We start from the raw sequence: 15753 nt of genomic DNA, 5'->3' as shown, positions 1-15753 counted from the left end.
GCACCGCGGCACCTGGGCCCCGGCAGACCAGCCGCACACTCCCATCGAAGCGGCCCACGCCCTGACCTGGCGCGATGCCAGGCGTCCAGGCGACTGGACGCCCGTGGAGCGTCACTTCCGTGACGGGCACACCGAGACCTGGTGGGCCGCCGATGCCCGCCTGGGCGGATACGGACCCGACTCACCCTGCCGGCTGGTCGTGGCCACCACCGACCCAGCCGGCCTCCCGGAGAAGGCCACCTGGTACCTGGCCACCAAACTGCCCCACCCCGACGCACCCCACCCCGACGCACCCCACGCCGCCACCGGCCCGCACCCGCCGGCCGGCCTCACCGAGATCGTCCGCCTCTACGGCCTGCGGCCCTGGATCGAGCAGAGCTACAAGCAGGTCAAGGACGAACTCGGCTGGGCCGACTTCCAAGTCCGCTCCGACCGCGCCATCCGCCGCCACCAGATTCTGGTCAACTGCGCCTTCTCCTTCTGCTGGGACCAGTGGTTCGCCCCACCAGGGCCCCTGGATACCACCGGGCCGGACCCGTGCCCCGACAAGGGGCCAGAGAGGGGGACCGGCCCCGTCCCACCAGCCCCAACAGCCTTGTTGGCCCAGGGCCTTACGAGCCATCCGTTCCTGGCTCACCCCCGCCACCACCCTCACCCGATGGTGGCGAGCCTGGACGGACACCGACCCACCCTCCGAGCTCCAGGCCCTGATCGACGCGGTCACCACCGGACACGGCATTGACCTCTACCGCCGGATTTAACGAACTACCGGTAGACGCCGCTTCAGTTGGCGTGATCTTGCGGCAGTCTGGAGTGATGACTGCCGCGTTTGTCGAGCGGATGGCGCCGGAAGACCTGTGGACGTTGTTCCAGCGGGTGGTGCCCCCGGCGCCGGTTCGTCCGCAGGGTGGAGGGCATCGTCGGCGGGGACCGCGAGGTGCTGGCCGCCATCATCTTCGTGGCGACCTCGGGCTGCACCTGGAACCAACCGCCACCAGGCTTCGGCCTGTCGGGCGTGACCGCTTTCCGTCGGTTCACCGAGTGGACCGAGGCCCGGGTGTGGCCCAAGCTCCACCGCCTGGTCCTGGACGAACTCGCTTCCCGGGGCGAGCTGGACTGGTCGCGGTGCGCGATCGACTCCGTCAGTGTCCGGGCGCTCAAAGGGGGGCAGCTGACGGCATCCCGCCCATCCCGCGGAGCGGGTCTGCCGACTCCGGCGTTGTCAGGGTGTGTCAGCTTCGCAGGCCGCCAGAGGCGGTGAGGCGCTCTCCGGTGACCCATGCGGCGTCGTCGGAGGCGAAGAAGACCGCCGCCCGCGCCAGATCCTCGGGCTGGCCGATGCGGCCCAGGGGGGTGCGCCCGATCATGTCCGTCTCGGCGTCACTGCCGATGAAGCCGGCCGCGTGGATACCTTCCGTCTCCACACCGCCAGGGGCCAGGGTGTTCACTCGGATTCCGCGAGGGCCGAGCTCGGCGGCCAGGACTCGCGTCAAGGCATCGACGGCGCCCTTCGTCGCGGCGTACACCGACATCCCCGGCACCGCGCGGGCGCTGTCCAGCGATCCGATGTTGATGACCGACCCGCCGTCGGACCCGAAGTACTTAAGGGCTTCCTGGATCGTACGGATCGGTCCGGTCACGTTGACGGAAAGCTGACGGTCGATCTCCTGCTGCGTGACGGTCTCCAGCGGCTGTGCGTGATAGACACCGGCATTGTTGACGAGGATGTCGAACCGGCCGTACGCCTCTACGGCCCTGGCGAAGAGGCGCTCAACATCCGCAGGCACCGACACGTCGCCCTGCACGGCGATCGCGGTCCCCCCTCGCGCCTGGATGTCCTGCACCACCCGCTCGGCGCCGGCGGCACTGGAGGCGTAGTTGACCACGACCGACGCTCCGGCCGCGGCGAATTCCCGCGCGATGCCCGCCCCGATGCCCTTGGAAGCACCCGTCACGAGCGCGACCTTTCCCGCCAGTCTCGAATCGGCGTTCTTCGGCGATACCCCGTCGCCGCGGCCAACACCTGTCTGATTTGCCATGATTGCCACTCCCGTCCATGTTGGTGAGCGTCCGGGTGACGCGGGCCTCCGGGGCAACTGCCCGGGATCGGGGCGATGCGTTGTCGAACAGAACCCGCCGGGCGGCCTCGCCGCCACGGGCCCCTCACAGGCACGCCCGTACCGGCTCCCGCCCTGATGGCCACCGCTTTCGGCGGCGGCGATCCACCGGACATGCACCACGGTACGATCCGCGAGACATAGAGACAAATAGTGTCAGCGCATACTTGAGATTGGCATTGCCTATGCCACTGGGGGGTGGAAACGGATGAACCTGCGGCAATGCGAATACGCTCTGGCTGTGGCCGAAGAAGGCTCCATGGCCGCGGCTGCTGAGCGTCTGCGCGTCACGCAGCCGTCCTTGTCGCAGCAGATCGGCGCTCTGGAAAGCACCTCGGTGTGCAGCTGTTCACTCGGACGTCGGGCGGGGTCACAGTGACCATGGCCGGACGCGCCTTCCTCGCCGAGGCAGAGATCGCGACCACCGCGTCCCGCAGAGCCGTCCTGGCTGCCCGTGCCGCCTCCGGGGAACTGGCCGGTGAACTCATCATCGCCGTCCACATGGGCCTGGGAGCACGACAGCTCCCTCTGGCACTGGGCCGGCTCCGCCACCGCCACCCGAAACTCCAGGTCATTCTCCACGAGGAGCCCGATCCAGCGGATATGGAACGGCTGGCCCGCCAGGGAACGCTCGACATGGTCCTCGTCCACCGCATCCCCACCGGCTGCACATTCGACATCCACCCCCTGGGCGAGGAGACCTACGTCGCCGTCCTGCCCGAGGGACACCCGCTCCTGGCCAGTGACAGGGCCCTGCGCATGGCAGACCTCGCGACACAGGGATGGGTGCGCTTCCGTCGCGCCAGCCTGCTCGACGAATACCTCGCGCGCCTGCTCGCCGACGCGGGCATCAGCCCGCCCACGGTGGCCCGAGCGTCACAGATCTCCACCGCCGTGCGACTGGCAGCCCAGGGCTTGGGCGTCACCGTGGTTCCGGCATCGGCCGTGCCCGAAAGCTTCGAACAGCTAGCCCGCCCGTTCCTGCCTTCCCTGACCGAACCCGTCATCGTCGGTACACGCCGCCACCCAGGTTCGGCGGAGGCAGCCGTGCTCGACCACCTCCATCAGCAGAACTGGTGCGGCACCAGCCTCCTCGCCCCGCATACCGCCCTTTGAGCCATGGGCCTCACTGGTCGTCGGCCGCGTGCTTGTCCCGGAGGGGCCGTAGGCCGCCAGGCGGGTCGGGGAGCTGGAAGGAACGCCTGTTCGGCGCCGGTTCAGGAGAACACCTCCAGCAGCTCCTCGGGCAGGTCCACCCTCGGTGGCATCGCGTTCACTGCGGCCCGCAACTCCAGCAGGGAGGCCGGTTCGGGTTCCGGCTCCGGGACCGCGAAGTGCAGGCGGCCGTCGTCGTCGAAGGCGATCTGCGCGTTGTCCGGGACCCGGGCGACGACCTCCCGGTAGGTGCCCTCCAGCAGCGCGGCCGGATGCCCGCCCGCCTCCCTGGACGGGTTCGGCGAGGCAAGCACGGTCGGCCTTGTCTGCTGCCACGCCTGGCCGGCCGGCAGCCACTCCCAGGGCTACGACTACCGGCACCTTCGACGATGGCTTGCTTACCGTGGCATCCGGCACCGCCTCGCCCGCAAGGCCATCGAGTCGTCCCCGCGTCTGGGCCGGCACCAATGGGTCGTGGAGCGGACTAACCGCAGCCACCTGGACTCCGACGCGAAGCCCGGCATCGCCTGGGTCACGACAAGGCAGACGAGCTGACGAGCTCGGAGTCCGTCAACCGCGGCGGGCGGCTCAGCCATCGGGTATCTCCGATCTCATCGTCGATCTTCACATGCAGTGCTGTGAGCGGGGTGTCCCTGGTCGCTTGTCACGGAACGATCTCGGGCGCCTTGTCTGCGTTCCCGGACGCACCGTCAGTATGGGGGAACCACTGGGCTGGAGAGCCGTTTTGCCAGGTGACCGACGCAAAGCGCCTCAAGAACAACCAACAGGATCACCCACAGTGCCCCTTTGCGGCAGCGAGTCTGGCCGCAACGTCCTCATTGACAATCGGAACGTCGCTCCGTATAAGTGAAACGGAGGAATGCTCCGATTACTTTTCAAGGGGTAGGGCCATTGAGTGACAGCCCGCGCGCGGTGTTCGAGAAGCTGCTGGCCGGCATGGTCAACCGCGACTTCGACAATCTCTGGCGGCTCTACGCGCCGGACGTCGTGCTGGAGCACCCGTTCGCGGTGCCGGAGCCGACCGTGACCCGCGGTCAGGAGGGCCTGCGGCGGCTTCTGGACGGACTGCGGGAGTGGTTCGAGATGACCGCGAAGAACGTGACCATCTACGAGACGGCCGACCCCGAGGTCATCGTGGCCGAATGGGACTACGAGACGCGCGTGCCCGGCACCGACAAGCAGCTCACCACGGCCAACGTGATCGTGATGCGCGTTCGCGACGGCCAGATCGTCGAGTCCCGCGATTACCACAACCACGCGGCCCTCGCTCAGATCATCACCGGCTGAGCGCCCTGCGCCTGGTCAAGGGCCGGGGGTATGCCTACTGGCTATAGTCGCCGTCACCCTGGCACAAACACGATTATCAGCGCAGCTCGCACACGGTCTCTCATCGTCCACGACCAAGTAGGAATCACTCATCTAGCCGCCCACCGTCACTGGTCGTCGGTCACGGCTGGACGGCCCGGTGGCCGTCGTGCAGACCGGTCAGACGGTCAGGCGGTGGTTTCGTGAACGGCCTGGTCGGTGTTGCTGGGTAGGGTCGGGTTGTGGATCCCGACTGCGCATATCCTGAGGGTGGCCCTGGCGTGCGTGCCGGACAAGCGCGGGGTGGGTTGTCGTCTCGTACGGTTCGGGCGTTGTGGTGGGGTTCGGCTGGTGTGGTGCTGGCTGTTCTGGGTGTTTCAGTCCTCGTCGCCGGCACCGAGCACGGCCGGCAACTCCCCGCGGCTGCGGCCGCCGCTCTGGTCCTGGCGCAGGTCTGCGCCCTGCGGTGGCAGACACGCGCCCCGGTCACCGTCCTGGCCGTGAACGCGGCCACAGGGCTCGCTGTGTGGGCGTTGCTGCCGGTGGTGACGTTGACCGGGGCGCTGCTTGCGGCGCAGGTCACCTTGTGTGTGTTGTCGGCGACCAGGCCGCGCCGGGTCTCGGTGCGGGCGTTGGTGGTGATGTGTCTGCCGGCGTCGGTGGCGTTTGCGGCCGGCGGCCTGGCGGGTTTGGCGGTTTATCTGCTGACGGTGGTCCTGGCGTGGACCGCGGGCCAGTGGCGCGGGGCTCAGCAGGCACGCATCAGGGCGGAGATGCGCCGGGCTGTGGTGGAGGAACGTGCCCGGATCGCCCGCGAGGTGCACGACGTCGTGGCACACACCCTGTCGGTGATGGTCATCCAGGCGGGCGCCGCGGATGATGTGTTCACCCAGCGGCCCGAACAGGCACGGCAGGCACTGCGCGCCATCGAGACATCCGCCCGCTCCGCCCTGGGCGAACTGCGCCTGCTGCTGCGCGTGTTCCGGCCCGACGCGGGGGAGGACGGGCCGGGGGAGGACGGTGCGGGGGAGCAGCGGGGGCCGGGCCCCTGGCTCGCCCGCCTTGACGAACTGGCCGACACCGTACGCGCGACCGGGATGACGGTACGCCTCCACCGCACCGGCGTCACCGGTACGCTGCCGGCCGCGGTGGACTTGGCGGCTTACCGGATCGTGCAGGAGGCTCTCACCAACACTTTGCGTCACGCGCCCGGTGCCGATGAGGTGAGTGTGCGCATCACGGCAGAGGCGCAGTATGTGATGATCACTGTGACTGACAACGGGCCTGTGCCGCAGTGTGGTTCGCCGCATGGCAGTCCGGCCACGGCGGGAGCCGGACGCGGTCTGGTGGGCATGAGGGAACGTGTCCGGCTGGTGGGCGGCAGTCTGCATGCCGCCCCGCTGCCCGCGGGCGGGTTCGAGGTGGCGGCGCGGCTGCCGGTGGAGGAGGTCTGATGACGCTGCGCGTGGTGGTGGCCGACGACCAGGCTCTGGTCCGTACCGGATTCCGCATGATCATCGACGCGCGGGAGGACCTCGAGGTGGCCGGTGAGGCCGTTGACGGTCAGGAAGCGGTGCGGCTGACGCGGGAACTGGTCCCCGACGTGGTGCTGATGGATGTCCGCATGCCCGGTCTGGATGGTATCGAGGCCACCCGGCAGATCGCCTTGTCCGGCAGCCGGGCGAGGGTGCTGGTACTGACTACCTGGGACGTGGATGCCCACGTCGTCGCGGCCCTGCGGGCCGGAGCGAGTGGCTTCCTGCTCAAAGACATCCGTCCTGCCGAACTCGTCGACGCCATCCGCCTCACCGCACGCGGCGATGCCCTGCTGGCCCCGGCCGTGCTCAGCCGTGTCCTGGACCGCTTCCTGCGCACCACACCCGACCCGGCGCCGCCTCCCTCCCTTGCCGGCCTCTCCGCCCGCGAACGGGAAGTGCTCACGCTGATCGGACAGGCACTGTCCAATGCCGAGATCGCCCAGCGGCTGCGCCTGTCCGAGGCCACCGTCAAGAACCACCTCACCGCGATCCTGCGCAAACTGGGCCTGCGTGACCGTGTTCAGGCCGTCGTGGCCGCCTACGACCACGGCCTCGTCCGCCCGCGCCGCCCCTGACGACGGTGGCTGTTCACGACCACGGTCTGCTACGCCCGCGCTGCCCCTGACGACGTCCGTTCACGCCCACGGCCTCGTACACCCGGGCCGCCCCTGGCTGCGACGGCGGCCTACGACCCTGCCTTGTGCACCGACGCCACCCCTACGCCTGCGGCGTCATACGCCCGAGCCCCCTGCGACTGACAACGGCCTCATACGCCCGAGGCCCCTGCGACTGACAACGGCGTCATACGCCCGGGCCCCCTGCGGCTGACGGCGGCCTCGTACACCCACGGCCCTGATGCGCCCGCGGTCCTCGTTCGCCTACGGCCCTGATGCGCCCGCGCCGCCCGGTGACAACACCGCCGCCGTCTCCTCCTTGAGGAGGAGTCCGGGCCAGGGCCCTCCTGTGCTCCTACTGCCAGTCCCATCCTGCGGCCGATCCGGGGCCGGGGTGCCCGGTCATAGCGTCGAGGTGTGATCGATGACTTGGCCTGCCTCATGTATCTGCTCGCCCACGACGCCGCAGCCGAGGGCCCGTATGACCGTTCCCGGACCGAGCTGCTGGTCCGCACCGCCGCTCTGGCCGACCTCGCGCTGCGCGGCCGGCTGGGGGAGAACGACAACACGGTCAGCGTGTCCGGCACCGAGCCCACCGGCGTCCCCGTCCTGGACGGCGTTCTGCGCGACGCTGCCGGCGGCGGCTGGAAGCATCTCATGCGCCGTCACCGCAGGCAGACTCTGACCCAGGTGGAGGACCAGCTCGCCGCGGCGGGAGTCCTCACCGTGGACGAACCCCGTACCCGTTTCGGCACCCGGCGCCTGACCGTGGCCGACCCCGGCGTGCCCGCCGCACTCCGCGCCCGGGTGTCCGCGGCGCTGCACGGGGACGGCCCCGCGCGCGAGATCCCCGCCGCCGACGCCGTGCTGCTGGCGCTGGCCGCGGCCGGCGGCATCCGCTCGGTCGTCTCCCGGCAGGACCACAAGACCCACCGTGCCCGTATCGACGCCTGCACCGGGCGTCTGGCCGCCCTCGCGCCCGGCCTGGGGAAAGCCGTACGCGCTCTGCCGATGACGATGATCGCCGCGCAGGGCGGCATGGGCGGCAGCTGACCGGAAGAGGGAGATGAGGAGCATGCACCGCACCCTGACCACCCTGGGCTGCGCCCTGACCGCCGTACTCGCGACGGCCTGGTCCGCGCCCGGGTCCGCAGCGCCACCGACGACGGCCTCGTCGGCCCGGCCCACACCACCACCGACGACGGCCCGGCCCACACCACCACCACCGACGACGGCCCGGCCCGCAGCACCATCTACAAAGCCCGCCCCGCCCCCCGCAAAGCCCGTCCCACCCCCTGCTCCCACGACCGTACGCACCCACAATGGCCCGGTGCGGGGCACCGCCCACCACGGCTACCGCACCTTCGAGAACATCCCCTACGCGGCACCCCCGACCGGCAGGCTGCGCTGGGCACCGCCCCACCCTCCAGCCCCCTGGCACGGGATACGGGACGCGACCGGGCCCGCGAGTGCCTGCCCACAGCCGCCCGGCGAGGTCCCCGGCGGCAGCACCGACGAGGACTGTCTCCACCTGAACGTCACCACACCCGACAGCGCACGGCCGGAAAACCCAGGGCCGGAACGCCCCCGGCCGGAACACTCCCGGCCGGCGCACCCCCGGCCGGTGATCGTGTGGCTGCACGGCGGCGGCTTCACCACCGGAACGGGCAACTCCTACGACACCCACCGCATGGCCACCCGCGGCGACGTCGTGGTCGTCACCGTCAACTACCGCCTCGGCGCCCTCGGCTTCCTCGCCCACGCCGGTCTGCCCGGCTCCGGCACCTTCGGCCTGGCCGACCAGCAGGCGGCACTGCGCTGGGTCCGCGCCGAGATCGGCGCTTTCGGCGGCGATGCGCACAACGTGACACTGGCCGGCGAGTCCGCCGGCGGCTACAGCGTCTGCGCCCAGCTCGCCTCACCCGCCGCCGCGGGCCTCTTCGAGAAGGCGATCATCCAAAGCGGCCCGTGCACGGGCCGCCCCGACCGGCCCTTCGCCCCGTCCTCCATCCCGCTGTCCACGGCGCGCGCCGCGGGCGCGGACCTTGCGGCAAAGGCTGGCTGCGGCTCCGCCCGCGACGTCCTGGCCTGCCTGCGGCGCGTGGACGTGAACCGCCTGCTCGCGGCCCAGGACACCGACCAACTCCCCGCCCACACCACCCCATTGCTGCCCCGAGACCCCGCGGCGGCGATCGCCGCCGGCCGCTTTCACCGTGTGCCGGTGCTCATCGGCAACAACCACGACGAGGGCAACGGCTGGGCCGCCGGGATCATCCAGGCCGGCCATCCCATCACCCCCGGCACCTGGCCCGACGTCGTGGCCGCCTTCTTCCCCGCCCCGCGGCAGGCGAAGGCGGTCGTCCGCGCATACCCGGTGCACACCACCGATGGCGGCCCGGTCTTCGGCGCCGTCATCGGCGACGCGGACTTCGCCTGCCCCACAACGCTCACTCACACCCTCCTTGCCGCCCATGTGCCCGTCTGGGCTTATGAGTTCGCCGACGAACACGCCCCACCGCTCACCCCGGGCGCGCCGCCGTTCCCGCTCGGCGCACCGCACGCGTCCGAACTGCCCTACCTCTTCGACCTCGGCGGCCGCCCCCGCGACCTGACCCCGGCACAGCACCGGCTGGCCAACACCATGATCGACTACTGGACCCGCTTCGCCCGCACCGCCAACCCCAACAGCCCCTCATCACCCCACTGGCCCCGCCGGACACCGCTCTCCCTGGCACCGGACCACATCGCCCCCACCCACACCGCGCACTCCCGCCATCGCTGCACCTTCTGGAACACCCTCAGGTGACCACGCAGACAACCCTCGTGTGGGTCCACCGGCTGAGCCGCCGGCCTACAGACCCACACCACACGCACCCACGCGATGCTCGCGCCTGCGAGGGACATCTCGCGGTAGGCGGCAAGCGCTTCGGGCAGCGATCTCCCGAGTGCGGCGAGGTGCTCCCGCACAGTCCCCACATCACCGCGTTCCACGGGTCCCGTGGCCCCGGCCATGCCCCGCCGCAGCGCGTTGTCCAGGGCTGCCCGCAGCCGGTTGTGGCGTCCTTCCCACTGACTCCAGGTGCCCTGGTCGGCTCTCACGAGGTGGCCGGGCCGGTTCCGGTCCATGCCGATGGCACGGCTGCCACTACTCGCCGCCATGGCGGGGACGGGCCTGCCCTTGGCGTCTTTTTCCTGGTCACAGTCGTGTTAGCCGGATGTTAGCGGGACAGCGGTGGTGCGGTAGTGGTGCGGTAGTGGCCCCGGTCAGGGTTGGTGTCGTACCGAGCAGACCACGACACGGACCACTGTGGGGGACCCGACATGCGCTCCAACACCACTGTCCGCATCGCCCGCCGTCGCACCCTCCGCGTCGCCGACGCGGTCCTGACCGCGGCCGCCGCCCTGACCCTGACAGCCTGCAACGGCTCGGACGGTGGCGACACGAAGTCCGCGGGTCAGGCCGACACGGCTCCGGCCGGGTCCGGGGGCTCCTCGGGTTCCTCCGGCGGTGCGCAGGGCTCCGACGCCAAGGCCGAGGGGGCGGAGGCGGGCGCCGCGCAGGATCAGCCGGGCGGCGGGCAGGCCGACACCGAAGGCGGCGGCAGGGCGCACGCGGGTGTCGAGCGCTGCCGCGCCGCGGCGGTTTCCCCGGTGTGGATCTGTCCTCGGTGAACGGCGGCGAGCGCTGGTCCCTGGTCCGCTCCTCGCAGAAGTGGAGCTCTGTGGAGGTGGCGGCCGGCCAGAGCACCGAGTTCATCCTCAATCTCGCCTTCACAGGGGAGGAAGAGGGCTTCTACCAGCCGGCCTGGGTCGAGATCACCCCGCCCGACGAGACCAGGGCCCTCAAGATCGAGTGGCCCTGGGCGACCGGCACCCTCGTCGACCAGCGCAGCGCCACCCACCCCGGCACCTTCGTCAACCCCATCGGCTGACCAGCTCACAGCCGTGCCACGAAGGCCCACTGCCCCGCTGCCCTGGTGTGTGACGGCACCAGGGCAGCGGACTTTCCATCCCACGGCCCGCGCCCCCTTCGCGATCGCTGCCGACGTTGTTCTCCCGCGCCCCGCCCCAGCTCCACGTGATCGCGACTGCGTTCCTTTTCTGGACAGTTTCGCCTCAGAAGACGGGCGGTTTCGCCCGATCGAGTGCCCTCGGTCAGGGGTGCCCGGGAGGGGCATCGTGCTGCGCGTACTCCTCGGCGAGGGCGCACATTTCACCGATGTACTGCCTCAACTTTTCAGGGGGCGTGGTTCGGTCGTTGACCCATTGGCTCCAGAGCCCGTCCGGTTCCAGGAACCCGGCGGCGTGCGTGGTGCCGAGGGCTCCGTCGAGGTGTAGGAGCGCGCCCAGCGCCCATTCCTGGTCGTATCGGCACTCGGGCCGCCGGAGGTAGCGGTCCAGGTAGGTGGTAAGCAAAACCGCGTCCTCGGTGGTGCCGAGCAGGGCGAGTGCGATGCAGTAGCCCTGGCCTGCGTAAGTGAGTTCGCTGGCGAGCAGGAGGCCACCAATGCGCTTGCGGAACTGCTCGCGGCGGTCCAGCCCGATCATCCATGCCGCGGTTATACGGGAGCGCCAATTGGGCTGGAGCATGAATGCGAGTTCGGCGTCAGTGACACTCCGCGAGTCGAGGCCGAGGGTCTGGAGGAACTGTGTGCGTTCCTCGGTGGGCAGCCTGACGAAGTTGCCGTGGAGCAGGTCCAAGTAGCGGCCGGTCTTGGGGCTCGGAGTGGCCATCACGTAGCGGCGGAGGGTCTCGGTTCCCGGGTCGGGCATCGGCTCAGGGAAGGGCATGGACGCATCCTGGCTGCGGTGGATGGGCCGGTCCAGTGGGTTCCCAGGTCGGAGAAGGCTGCAGACGGCCTCTTCATCGGGGGGTGGAACGGGGCCCAGTTCAACCCGCTCCAGGGCTCTCCCCGCCCCGCTGTCCCTTGGCGCGCGGCAGTTGGCCGCTCTGGCGCTTAGGCGTTCGGCGGCAGCGGTCAAGAAGTTGAACAGGTGAAGGCGTCGGTCTCGCCCTGAAGCGATCAGTTACGGCACTGGGCGGACATTCTTCTCACGTCCCGGCGAGGGTGGCCCGCAGTTCGTCGGTCACTGTGTGCAGGCAGCTACCGAAACTCGCATGCCCTTTGCCCTCGATCCAGTGCCGGAAGGCGTTCTGGAAGACCACCGTGGCGAGCTGCGCGACCAATTCGGCTGTCTCGGCCTTCACCTGACGTTGCTTCAGGGCATCGCGGATCGCCTCGGTGATCGCGACCGCCTTGGTTCGTTCGCGCTCCTGCAACTCTGGGCTGGCGTCGATCACCGCACGACGCTCCGTCGCGCCGTCCACCTGCTCGACGAGTTGGGCACCGACTCGCGCCAGGGCGTCGAGGACAGCAGCGAGCGGAGCCGCGTCCGGGTCTGCCGCCAGGACCGCCTCCGCAAGTGCCGGGGGCAGGCGTTCCGAGCCGGCGAACAGGACCTCGCGCTTGTCCGGGAAGTAGCGGAAGTAGGAGCGCCGGGTGAGTCCGGCCCGCTCGGCGATATGGGTGACCGTCACATTGTCGTAGCCACGCTCCAAGTAAAGCTCCAGAGCCGCCCGCTTCAGGCGCTCTTCGGCACCCGGATCCCACCTCGCCATAGGTCGACAGTAACAGGTGATGTCCCACTGTGTCATCAGTGCTAGCCTACGCCCACGACACACTGTGTCATCACTGGGGGACACCCGTCCCCGGTGCGGCCCGGAGCAGGCAGGGGTGACGTTCACATGACGGAGACCAGCGAGACCGACGGAACGGCTGGCAAGAGCAGGGCCAGCGACGAGGTATGGATAGTCGGGGCCACCGGCCGTGTCGGCCGAGGCGTGACCGCGCGACTGACCGAGCGGGGACTGACGGTCGTGCCGGTCGGCCGCGGCCGGGAGCCGATGCTCGCCGCCGGGACCGAAGCCGGTCTGCCTGGGGACGCGAAGGTGATCGTCGCCGACTCTGCTGAGCGGATCGCGGACGAGATCGTCCGGGAGCGCCCGCGGGTGGTGGTGAACACGATGGGCGCCTTCGCCGCCACGGCACCGGTGATCGCCCGCGCCTGCATGCCCGGCGGCCACTACGTCGACCTGGCCAACGACGTGGTCGCCGTGGACCGGCTGCTCGCCCTGCACGACGAAGCGGTGCGGGCGGGCAGCACCCTGGTCACCGGCGCCGGATTCGGCGTGCTGGCGACGGAGGCGGTGGTAGCGAAGCTGTGCGAAGGCCGGCCCACGCCGCACCGGGTGCGGGTCGACGCCGTGGCCTCGGTGGCCGTCGAGGCGGGCGTGCTCGGTGCCGCCCTTGCGGCCAGCATCGTGGACGCGCTCACCGCCGGCGGACGGCGGTACGAGAACGGGCGGCTGATGACGTCGCGCCTCGGCGCGGACCCGCAGCAGCTCATCTTCCCGGACGGTGAGTCGGCGAAGTCGGCAGGTGTCTCGTCCGGCGAGCTCCTCGCGGCGCATGCGGTGAGTGGAGCACCATTCGTCACCGCGACTTCGGCTCTCGTGCCGACCGCTCCGCTGATCCGTGCCCTGCTCCCGCTGCTCGGCCGCCTGCTGTCCGTTCCGGCGCTGCGGCGCCTCGCCGTCGACCGGCTGGGCCGGGCCCCGGTGAAGGCCGCACCCCGTCCGCGCAAGCACTCCTGGGGGCACGCCGTCGTCGAGTGGGCGGACGGCACCCGGCGCGAGGGATGGCTCCGCGCCGACGACGGCATGGACTTCACGGCCGACGTCACCGCCACCGTCACCGAACTGCTGGCCCGCGGTGTCGGCAGGCCCGGGGCCTGGACACCGGCAGCCGCCCTCGGGACCGACCTTGCGACGACCGCAGGCGGCACCTTCGTACTGGACTGAAGAGCGCCGATACCCGCCGCCCAGCGGCTGCCGGGGCCTCGGCGAGTGCGCGGGCCTTGACCGGGCCGAGACGCCCTGGCGACGGCGGGTCTGGCGGTCTGACAGGGCCTGCTGACCACCGCCCAAGTGACATCCGTCGGCGGGTACTGATCCACGCCGCGGCCGACGGCGCCGGGTATCTGCTGTCCGGATCGACCCACGGCACGCGACGCCCGGGCGATCGGGACCGCGCGCGCCGGACAAGCACGCCTGCCTCGCGAGATGTGCGTCGTAGGTCTGCCAAGATCATGTCCGAGAACCAGAGGCTTCGCGTGACCACCGGTATCACCTATACAGCCGTGCTCGACTTCAGCCGCGAGACCGTCTTGTACCTCGCCCGGCTGCTGGAGGCCGAGCGGCGGGCACGGGGAACCCGGCGCGCAACGCGGCGCCTGGGGCCGTTCAAGCAGGCCGTGCTCGTGCTGCGTCGGCTGCTGGACAACACCCGCATCGCGCAACTCGCCGCCGACAACGGCATCTCGGGCCGGAGCTGCCACCGCTACGTCCTGGAGGGGATCGCCGTACTCAACGCCCAGGGCCCGACGCTGGCGCAGGCCATCGCGCGCGCGAAAGCGGCCGGCCACACGCACGTAATGCTCGAGAAGGCCCCGACATCGGCCTCCAACTGCTTGATCGCCCGGCTCAGCGGCGGCTGACTCATGTGCAGTCGGGTGGCGGCCCGGCCGAAGTGGAGTTCCTCGGCGACCGCCACGAAGTAGCGCAAGGTCCGTAGCTCCACTCTGCAACGATACCCACGAGGTATCGGCGCTGCGGAATGGGTCTTGGACACTGGCAGGGCGTCGGCGGTGCACTCGTGAGCATGACCGAAGAAGCGAAGACCAACGAGCCGCAGGCCGACCCCGCCGTATCGGTGGTGGGTCCCGGCGACGGCGAGACGATCGTTCTGGGCACCACGCACATGCGCGTTCTGGAGGACGGCAGCCACACCGGGCACCGCCTCGCGATCGCCGAGTCCGTCCTCGCCCCGCACACCCAGGGACCGCCGCAGCACCGCCACGCCCAACACGACGAAGGCTTCTACATCCTCTCCGGCACCGTGCGGTTCACCGTGGGGGACGACGACTACGACGCCACCACGGGCACGCTCGTGATGGTTCCGCCCGGTACCCCGCACACCTTCGCCAACCTGTCCGACCAACCCGCCGTCATGCTCAGCACATTCACCCCCGACCTGTACGTGCAGTACTTCCGAGACCTCCAGGAGGTGCTCGCCGACGGCCGGCCACTGACGCCACAGGCCAACCTCGACGCGATGAGCCGCTACGCGACCGAGCCCGCCACCGACCTCACCTGAAGCCGACGGGACGGCACGGCCGGTCGCCCTCCTTTCGACCGGCGGGGCCGTGGGGCTCCCGCATTTTTCGGTGTCCGGGTCCCTCGGGCGACAGCCGGGCCTTGCCAGGGCTCCCTGGCAATCGTCGCAATCGACGGGCCCCCGCGAACCGGTGGCCCATGAACGGGAACTATGAACATCGCCTATTGGATCGTCGCGGGACTGCTTGCCCTCTTCTACTTCTACTCCGGCACGCTGAAGGTGAGCCGCAGCCGCGATCAACTCCGACCGATGATGGCCTGGGTCGACCGCGTGCCCTTGCCCGCCCTCAGGGTGCTGGGAACCGTAGAAATACTCGGCGCGACCGGCCTGGTCCTGCCACCGCTGATCGGCATCGCGCCCTCGCTGACGCCAGCCGCGGCCATCGGTTTCGTCCTCCTGCAGACCGGCGCGATCGCCGTTCACCTGACCGGCGAAGACCGCCGGATCGTACTCAACGTCGGGCTCACCGCCACCGCGGCCGTGACCATCCGGCTGGCCACCAGGCTGTGATCGAGCACAGTTCTCGACCGGTGGATGCGACTGCAGGGCCAGCCGCCCCACGGCCGCTGTCATCTCTCATGAACATCGAACACGCCGCCATCCACGTGCTGCTCGGTGAGGCGTACATCTGCTGTCGCAACTCGTGAACAAAGCCAGGGCAGTGATGTTCAGGAGGTGTGGCTGTCCTGATCTGTTGTTTCGTCTTTGGGCTGGGGCGATACGTTCTGCCCGGTCCGCGCGGTGACGCAGCCCGGACATGCCGGAC

At 70.2% G+C, this 15753-nt stretch carries 15 protein-coding genes and 7 pseudogenes; 15 read left to right on the top strand and 7 right to left on the bottom strand.

Annotated features, from left to right (window positions below):
- Positions 1-103: 103 nt before the first annotated feature.
- Both KHP12_RS50815 and KHP12_RS07750 read left to right on the top strand, forming a co-directional pair.
- A complete protein-coding gene (locus KHP12_RS50815; protein ID WP_246643058.1) occupies positions 104-742 on the top strand; it encodes a hypothetical protein in 639 nt (212 codons plus the stop codon).
- A 74-nt stretch (positions 743-816) separates the two neighbouring features.
- Positions 817-1192 (top strand): annotated as a pseudogene (locus tag KHP12_RS07750) (transposase); the annotation flags it as partial.
- A gap of 40 nt (positions 1193-1232) precedes the next feature.
- Here KHP12_RS07750 and KHP12_RS07745 read toward each other — a convergent pair.
- Positions 1233-2039 (bottom strand): SDR family NAD(P)-dependent oxidoreductase, encoded by an 807-nt coding sequence (locus KHP12_RS07745; RefSeq protein WP_086884115.1) that lies wholly within the window; start codon positions 2037-2039, stop codon positions 1233-1235.
- Between the two features lie 286 nt (positions 2040-2325).
- Between KHP12_RS07745 and KHP12_RS07740 the strand changes: the two are divergent.
- Positions 2326-3233: pseudogene (locus KHP12_RS07740) on the top strand (LysR family transcriptional regulator).
- 104 nt (positions 3234-3337) lie between these two features.
- On the opposite strand, the pseudogene KHP12_RS07735 reads toward KHP12_RS07740, so the two are convergent.
- Positions 3338-3625: pseudogene (locus tag KHP12_RS07735) on the bottom strand (hypothetical protein); the annotation flags it as partial.
- Positions 3626-3632: 7 nt separating this feature from the next.
- On the opposite strand from KHP12_RS07735, the pseudogene KHP12_RS07730 reads away from it, so the two are divergent.
- Positions 3633-3761, top strand: a pseudogene (locus KHP12_RS07730) (IS5/IS1182 family transposase); the annotation flags it as partial.
- Here the strand turns inward: KHP12_RS07730 and KHP12_RS53780 are convergent.
- Positions 3749-3906 (bottom strand): annotated as a pseudogene (locus KHP12_RS53780) (IS982 family transposase); the annotation flags it as partial. The pseudogenes KHP12_RS07730 and KHP12_RS53780 sit on opposite strands and share 13 nt — an antisense overlap.
- A 278-nt stretch (positions 3907-4184) precedes the next feature.
- Between KHP12_RS53780 and KHP12_RS07725 the strand changes: the two are divergent.
- The 5 genes from KHP12_RS07725 to KHP12_RS07705 all read left to right on the top strand — a co-directional run bounded on the left by KHP12_RS07725 (position 4185) and on the right by KHP12_RS07705 (position 9556).
- Complete coding sequence (locus KHP12_RS07725; RefSeq protein WP_143678268.1) at positions 4185-4580, top strand: nuclear transport factor 2 family protein; 396 nt, start codon at positions 4185-4187, stop codon at positions 4578-4580.
- A 374-nt stretch (positions 4581-4954) separates the two neighbouring features.
- Entirely contained in the window at positions 4955-6052 is a 1098-nt protein-coding gene (locus KHP12_RS07720) for a sensor histidine kinase (protein WP_211832094.1), read from the top strand.
- Positions 6052-6711, top strand: coding sequence for a response regulator (locus KHP12_RS07715; RefSeq protein ID WP_211832091.1), 660 nt, complete (start codon positions 6052-6054; stop codon positions 6709-6711). The genes KHP12_RS07720 and KHP12_RS07715 overlap by 1 nt, the downstream gene beginning before the upstream one ends.
- A 456-nt stretch (positions 6712-7167) precedes the next feature.
- On the top strand, positions 7168-7803 hold the full coding sequence (locus tag KHP12_RS07710) for a GOLPH3/VPS74 family protein (RefSeq protein WP_086886437.1): 636 nt from the start codon (positions 7168-7170) through the stop codon (positions 7801-7803).
- Between the two features lie 13 nt (positions 7804-7816).
- Positions 7817-9556, top strand: a complete 1740-nt coding sequence (locus KHP12_RS07705) for a carboxylesterase/lipase family protein (RefSeq protein WP_211832088.1) — start codon at positions 7817-7819, stop codon at positions 9554-9556.
- Between the two features lie 101 nt (positions 9557-9657).
- Here KHP12_RS07705 and KHP12_RS52335 read toward each other — a convergent pair.
- A pseudogene (locus tag KHP12_RS52335) lies at positions 9658-9876 on the bottom strand (DUF2520 domain-containing protein); the annotation flags it as partial.
- Positions 9877-10071: 195 nt separating this feature from the next.
- On the opposite strand from KHP12_RS52335, the gene KHP12_RS52840 reads away from it, so the two are divergent.
- A complete protein-coding gene (locus tag KHP12_RS52840) occupies positions 10072-10422 on the top strand; it encodes a hypothetical protein (protein WP_308016604.1) in 351 nt (116 codons plus the stop codon).
- The gene (locus tag KHP12_RS52835) at positions 10404-10682 is read left to right on the top strand and encodes a hypothetical protein (protein WP_308036074.1); all 279 of its coding nucleotides are present in this window, start codon (positions 10404-10406) and stop codon (positions 10680-10682) included. Before KHP12_RS52840 ends, KHP12_RS52835 begins: the two co-directional genes overlap by 19 nt.
- Positions 10683-10905: 223 nt before the next feature.
- Here KHP12_RS52835 and KHP12_RS07690 read toward each other — a convergent pair whose 3' ends face one another.
- Together KHP12_RS07690 and KHP12_RS07685 are read right to left on the bottom strand one after the other, a co-directional pair.
- Positions 10906-11523: a DUF6000 family protein gene (locus tag KHP12_RS07690; RefSeq protein ID WP_143678153.1), complete on the bottom strand. Its 618-nt coding sequence runs from the start codon at positions 11521-11523 to the stop codon at positions 10906-10908.
- Between the two features lie 280 nt (positions 11524-11803).
- Positions 11804-12406 (bottom strand): TetR/AcrR family transcriptional regulator, encoded by a 603-nt coding sequence (locus tag KHP12_RS07685; RefSeq protein ID WP_246643056.1) that lies wholly within the window; start codon positions 12404-12406, stop codon positions 11804-11806.
- A 90-nt stretch (positions 12407-12496) separates the two neighbouring features.
- Between KHP12_RS07685 and KHP12_RS07680 the strand changes: the two genes are divergently transcribed.
- Entirely contained in the window at positions 12497-13612 is a 1116-nt protein-coding gene (locus tag KHP12_RS07680) for a saccharopine dehydrogenase NADP-binding domain-containing protein (protein WP_211832084.1), read from the top strand.
- A 287-nt stretch (positions 13613-13899) separates the two neighbouring features.
- Entirely contained in the window at positions 13900-14307 is a 408-nt protein-coding gene (locus KHP12_RS07675) for a hypothetical protein (protein WP_211832144.1), read from the top strand.
- Here KHP12_RS07675 and KHP12_RS07670 read toward each other — a convergent pair.
- Positions 14259-14414 (bottom strand): annotated as a pseudogene (locus KHP12_RS07670) (LysR family transcriptional regulator); the annotation flags it as partial. The gene KHP12_RS07675 and the pseudogene KHP12_RS07670 sit on opposite strands and share 49 nt — an antisense overlap.
- Before the next feature lie 57 nt (positions 14415-14471).
- On the opposite strand from KHP12_RS07670, the gene KHP12_RS07665 reads away from it, so the two are divergent.
- Together KHP12_RS07665 and KHP12_RS07660 are read left to right on the top strand one after the other, a co-directional pair.
- A complete protein-coding gene (locus KHP12_RS07665; protein WP_208653114.1) occupies positions 14472-14966 on the top strand; it encodes a cupin domain-containing protein in 495 nt (164 codons plus the stop codon).
- Positions 14967-15137: 171 nt separating this feature from the next.
- Positions 15138-15497 carry a DoxX family protein gene (locus KHP12_RS07660; protein ID WP_211832082.1) on the top strand — a complete coding sequence of 120 codons (360 nt, stop codon included), beginning with the start codon at positions 15138-15140 and terminating at the stop codon, positions 15495-15497.
- The last annotated feature ends 256 nt before the right edge of the window (positions 15498-15753 follow it).

The sequence above is a fragment of the Streptomyces asiaticus genome (assembly GCF_018138715.1).
In the GTDB taxonomy this organism is placed as follows: Bacteria; Actinomycetota; Actinomycetes; order Streptomycetales; family Streptomycetaceae; genus Streptomyces; species Streptomyces asiaticus.
The sequence above is the reverse complement of the archived record's forward strand: the minus strand, read 5'-3'. Positions and strand labels throughout refer to the sequence as shown.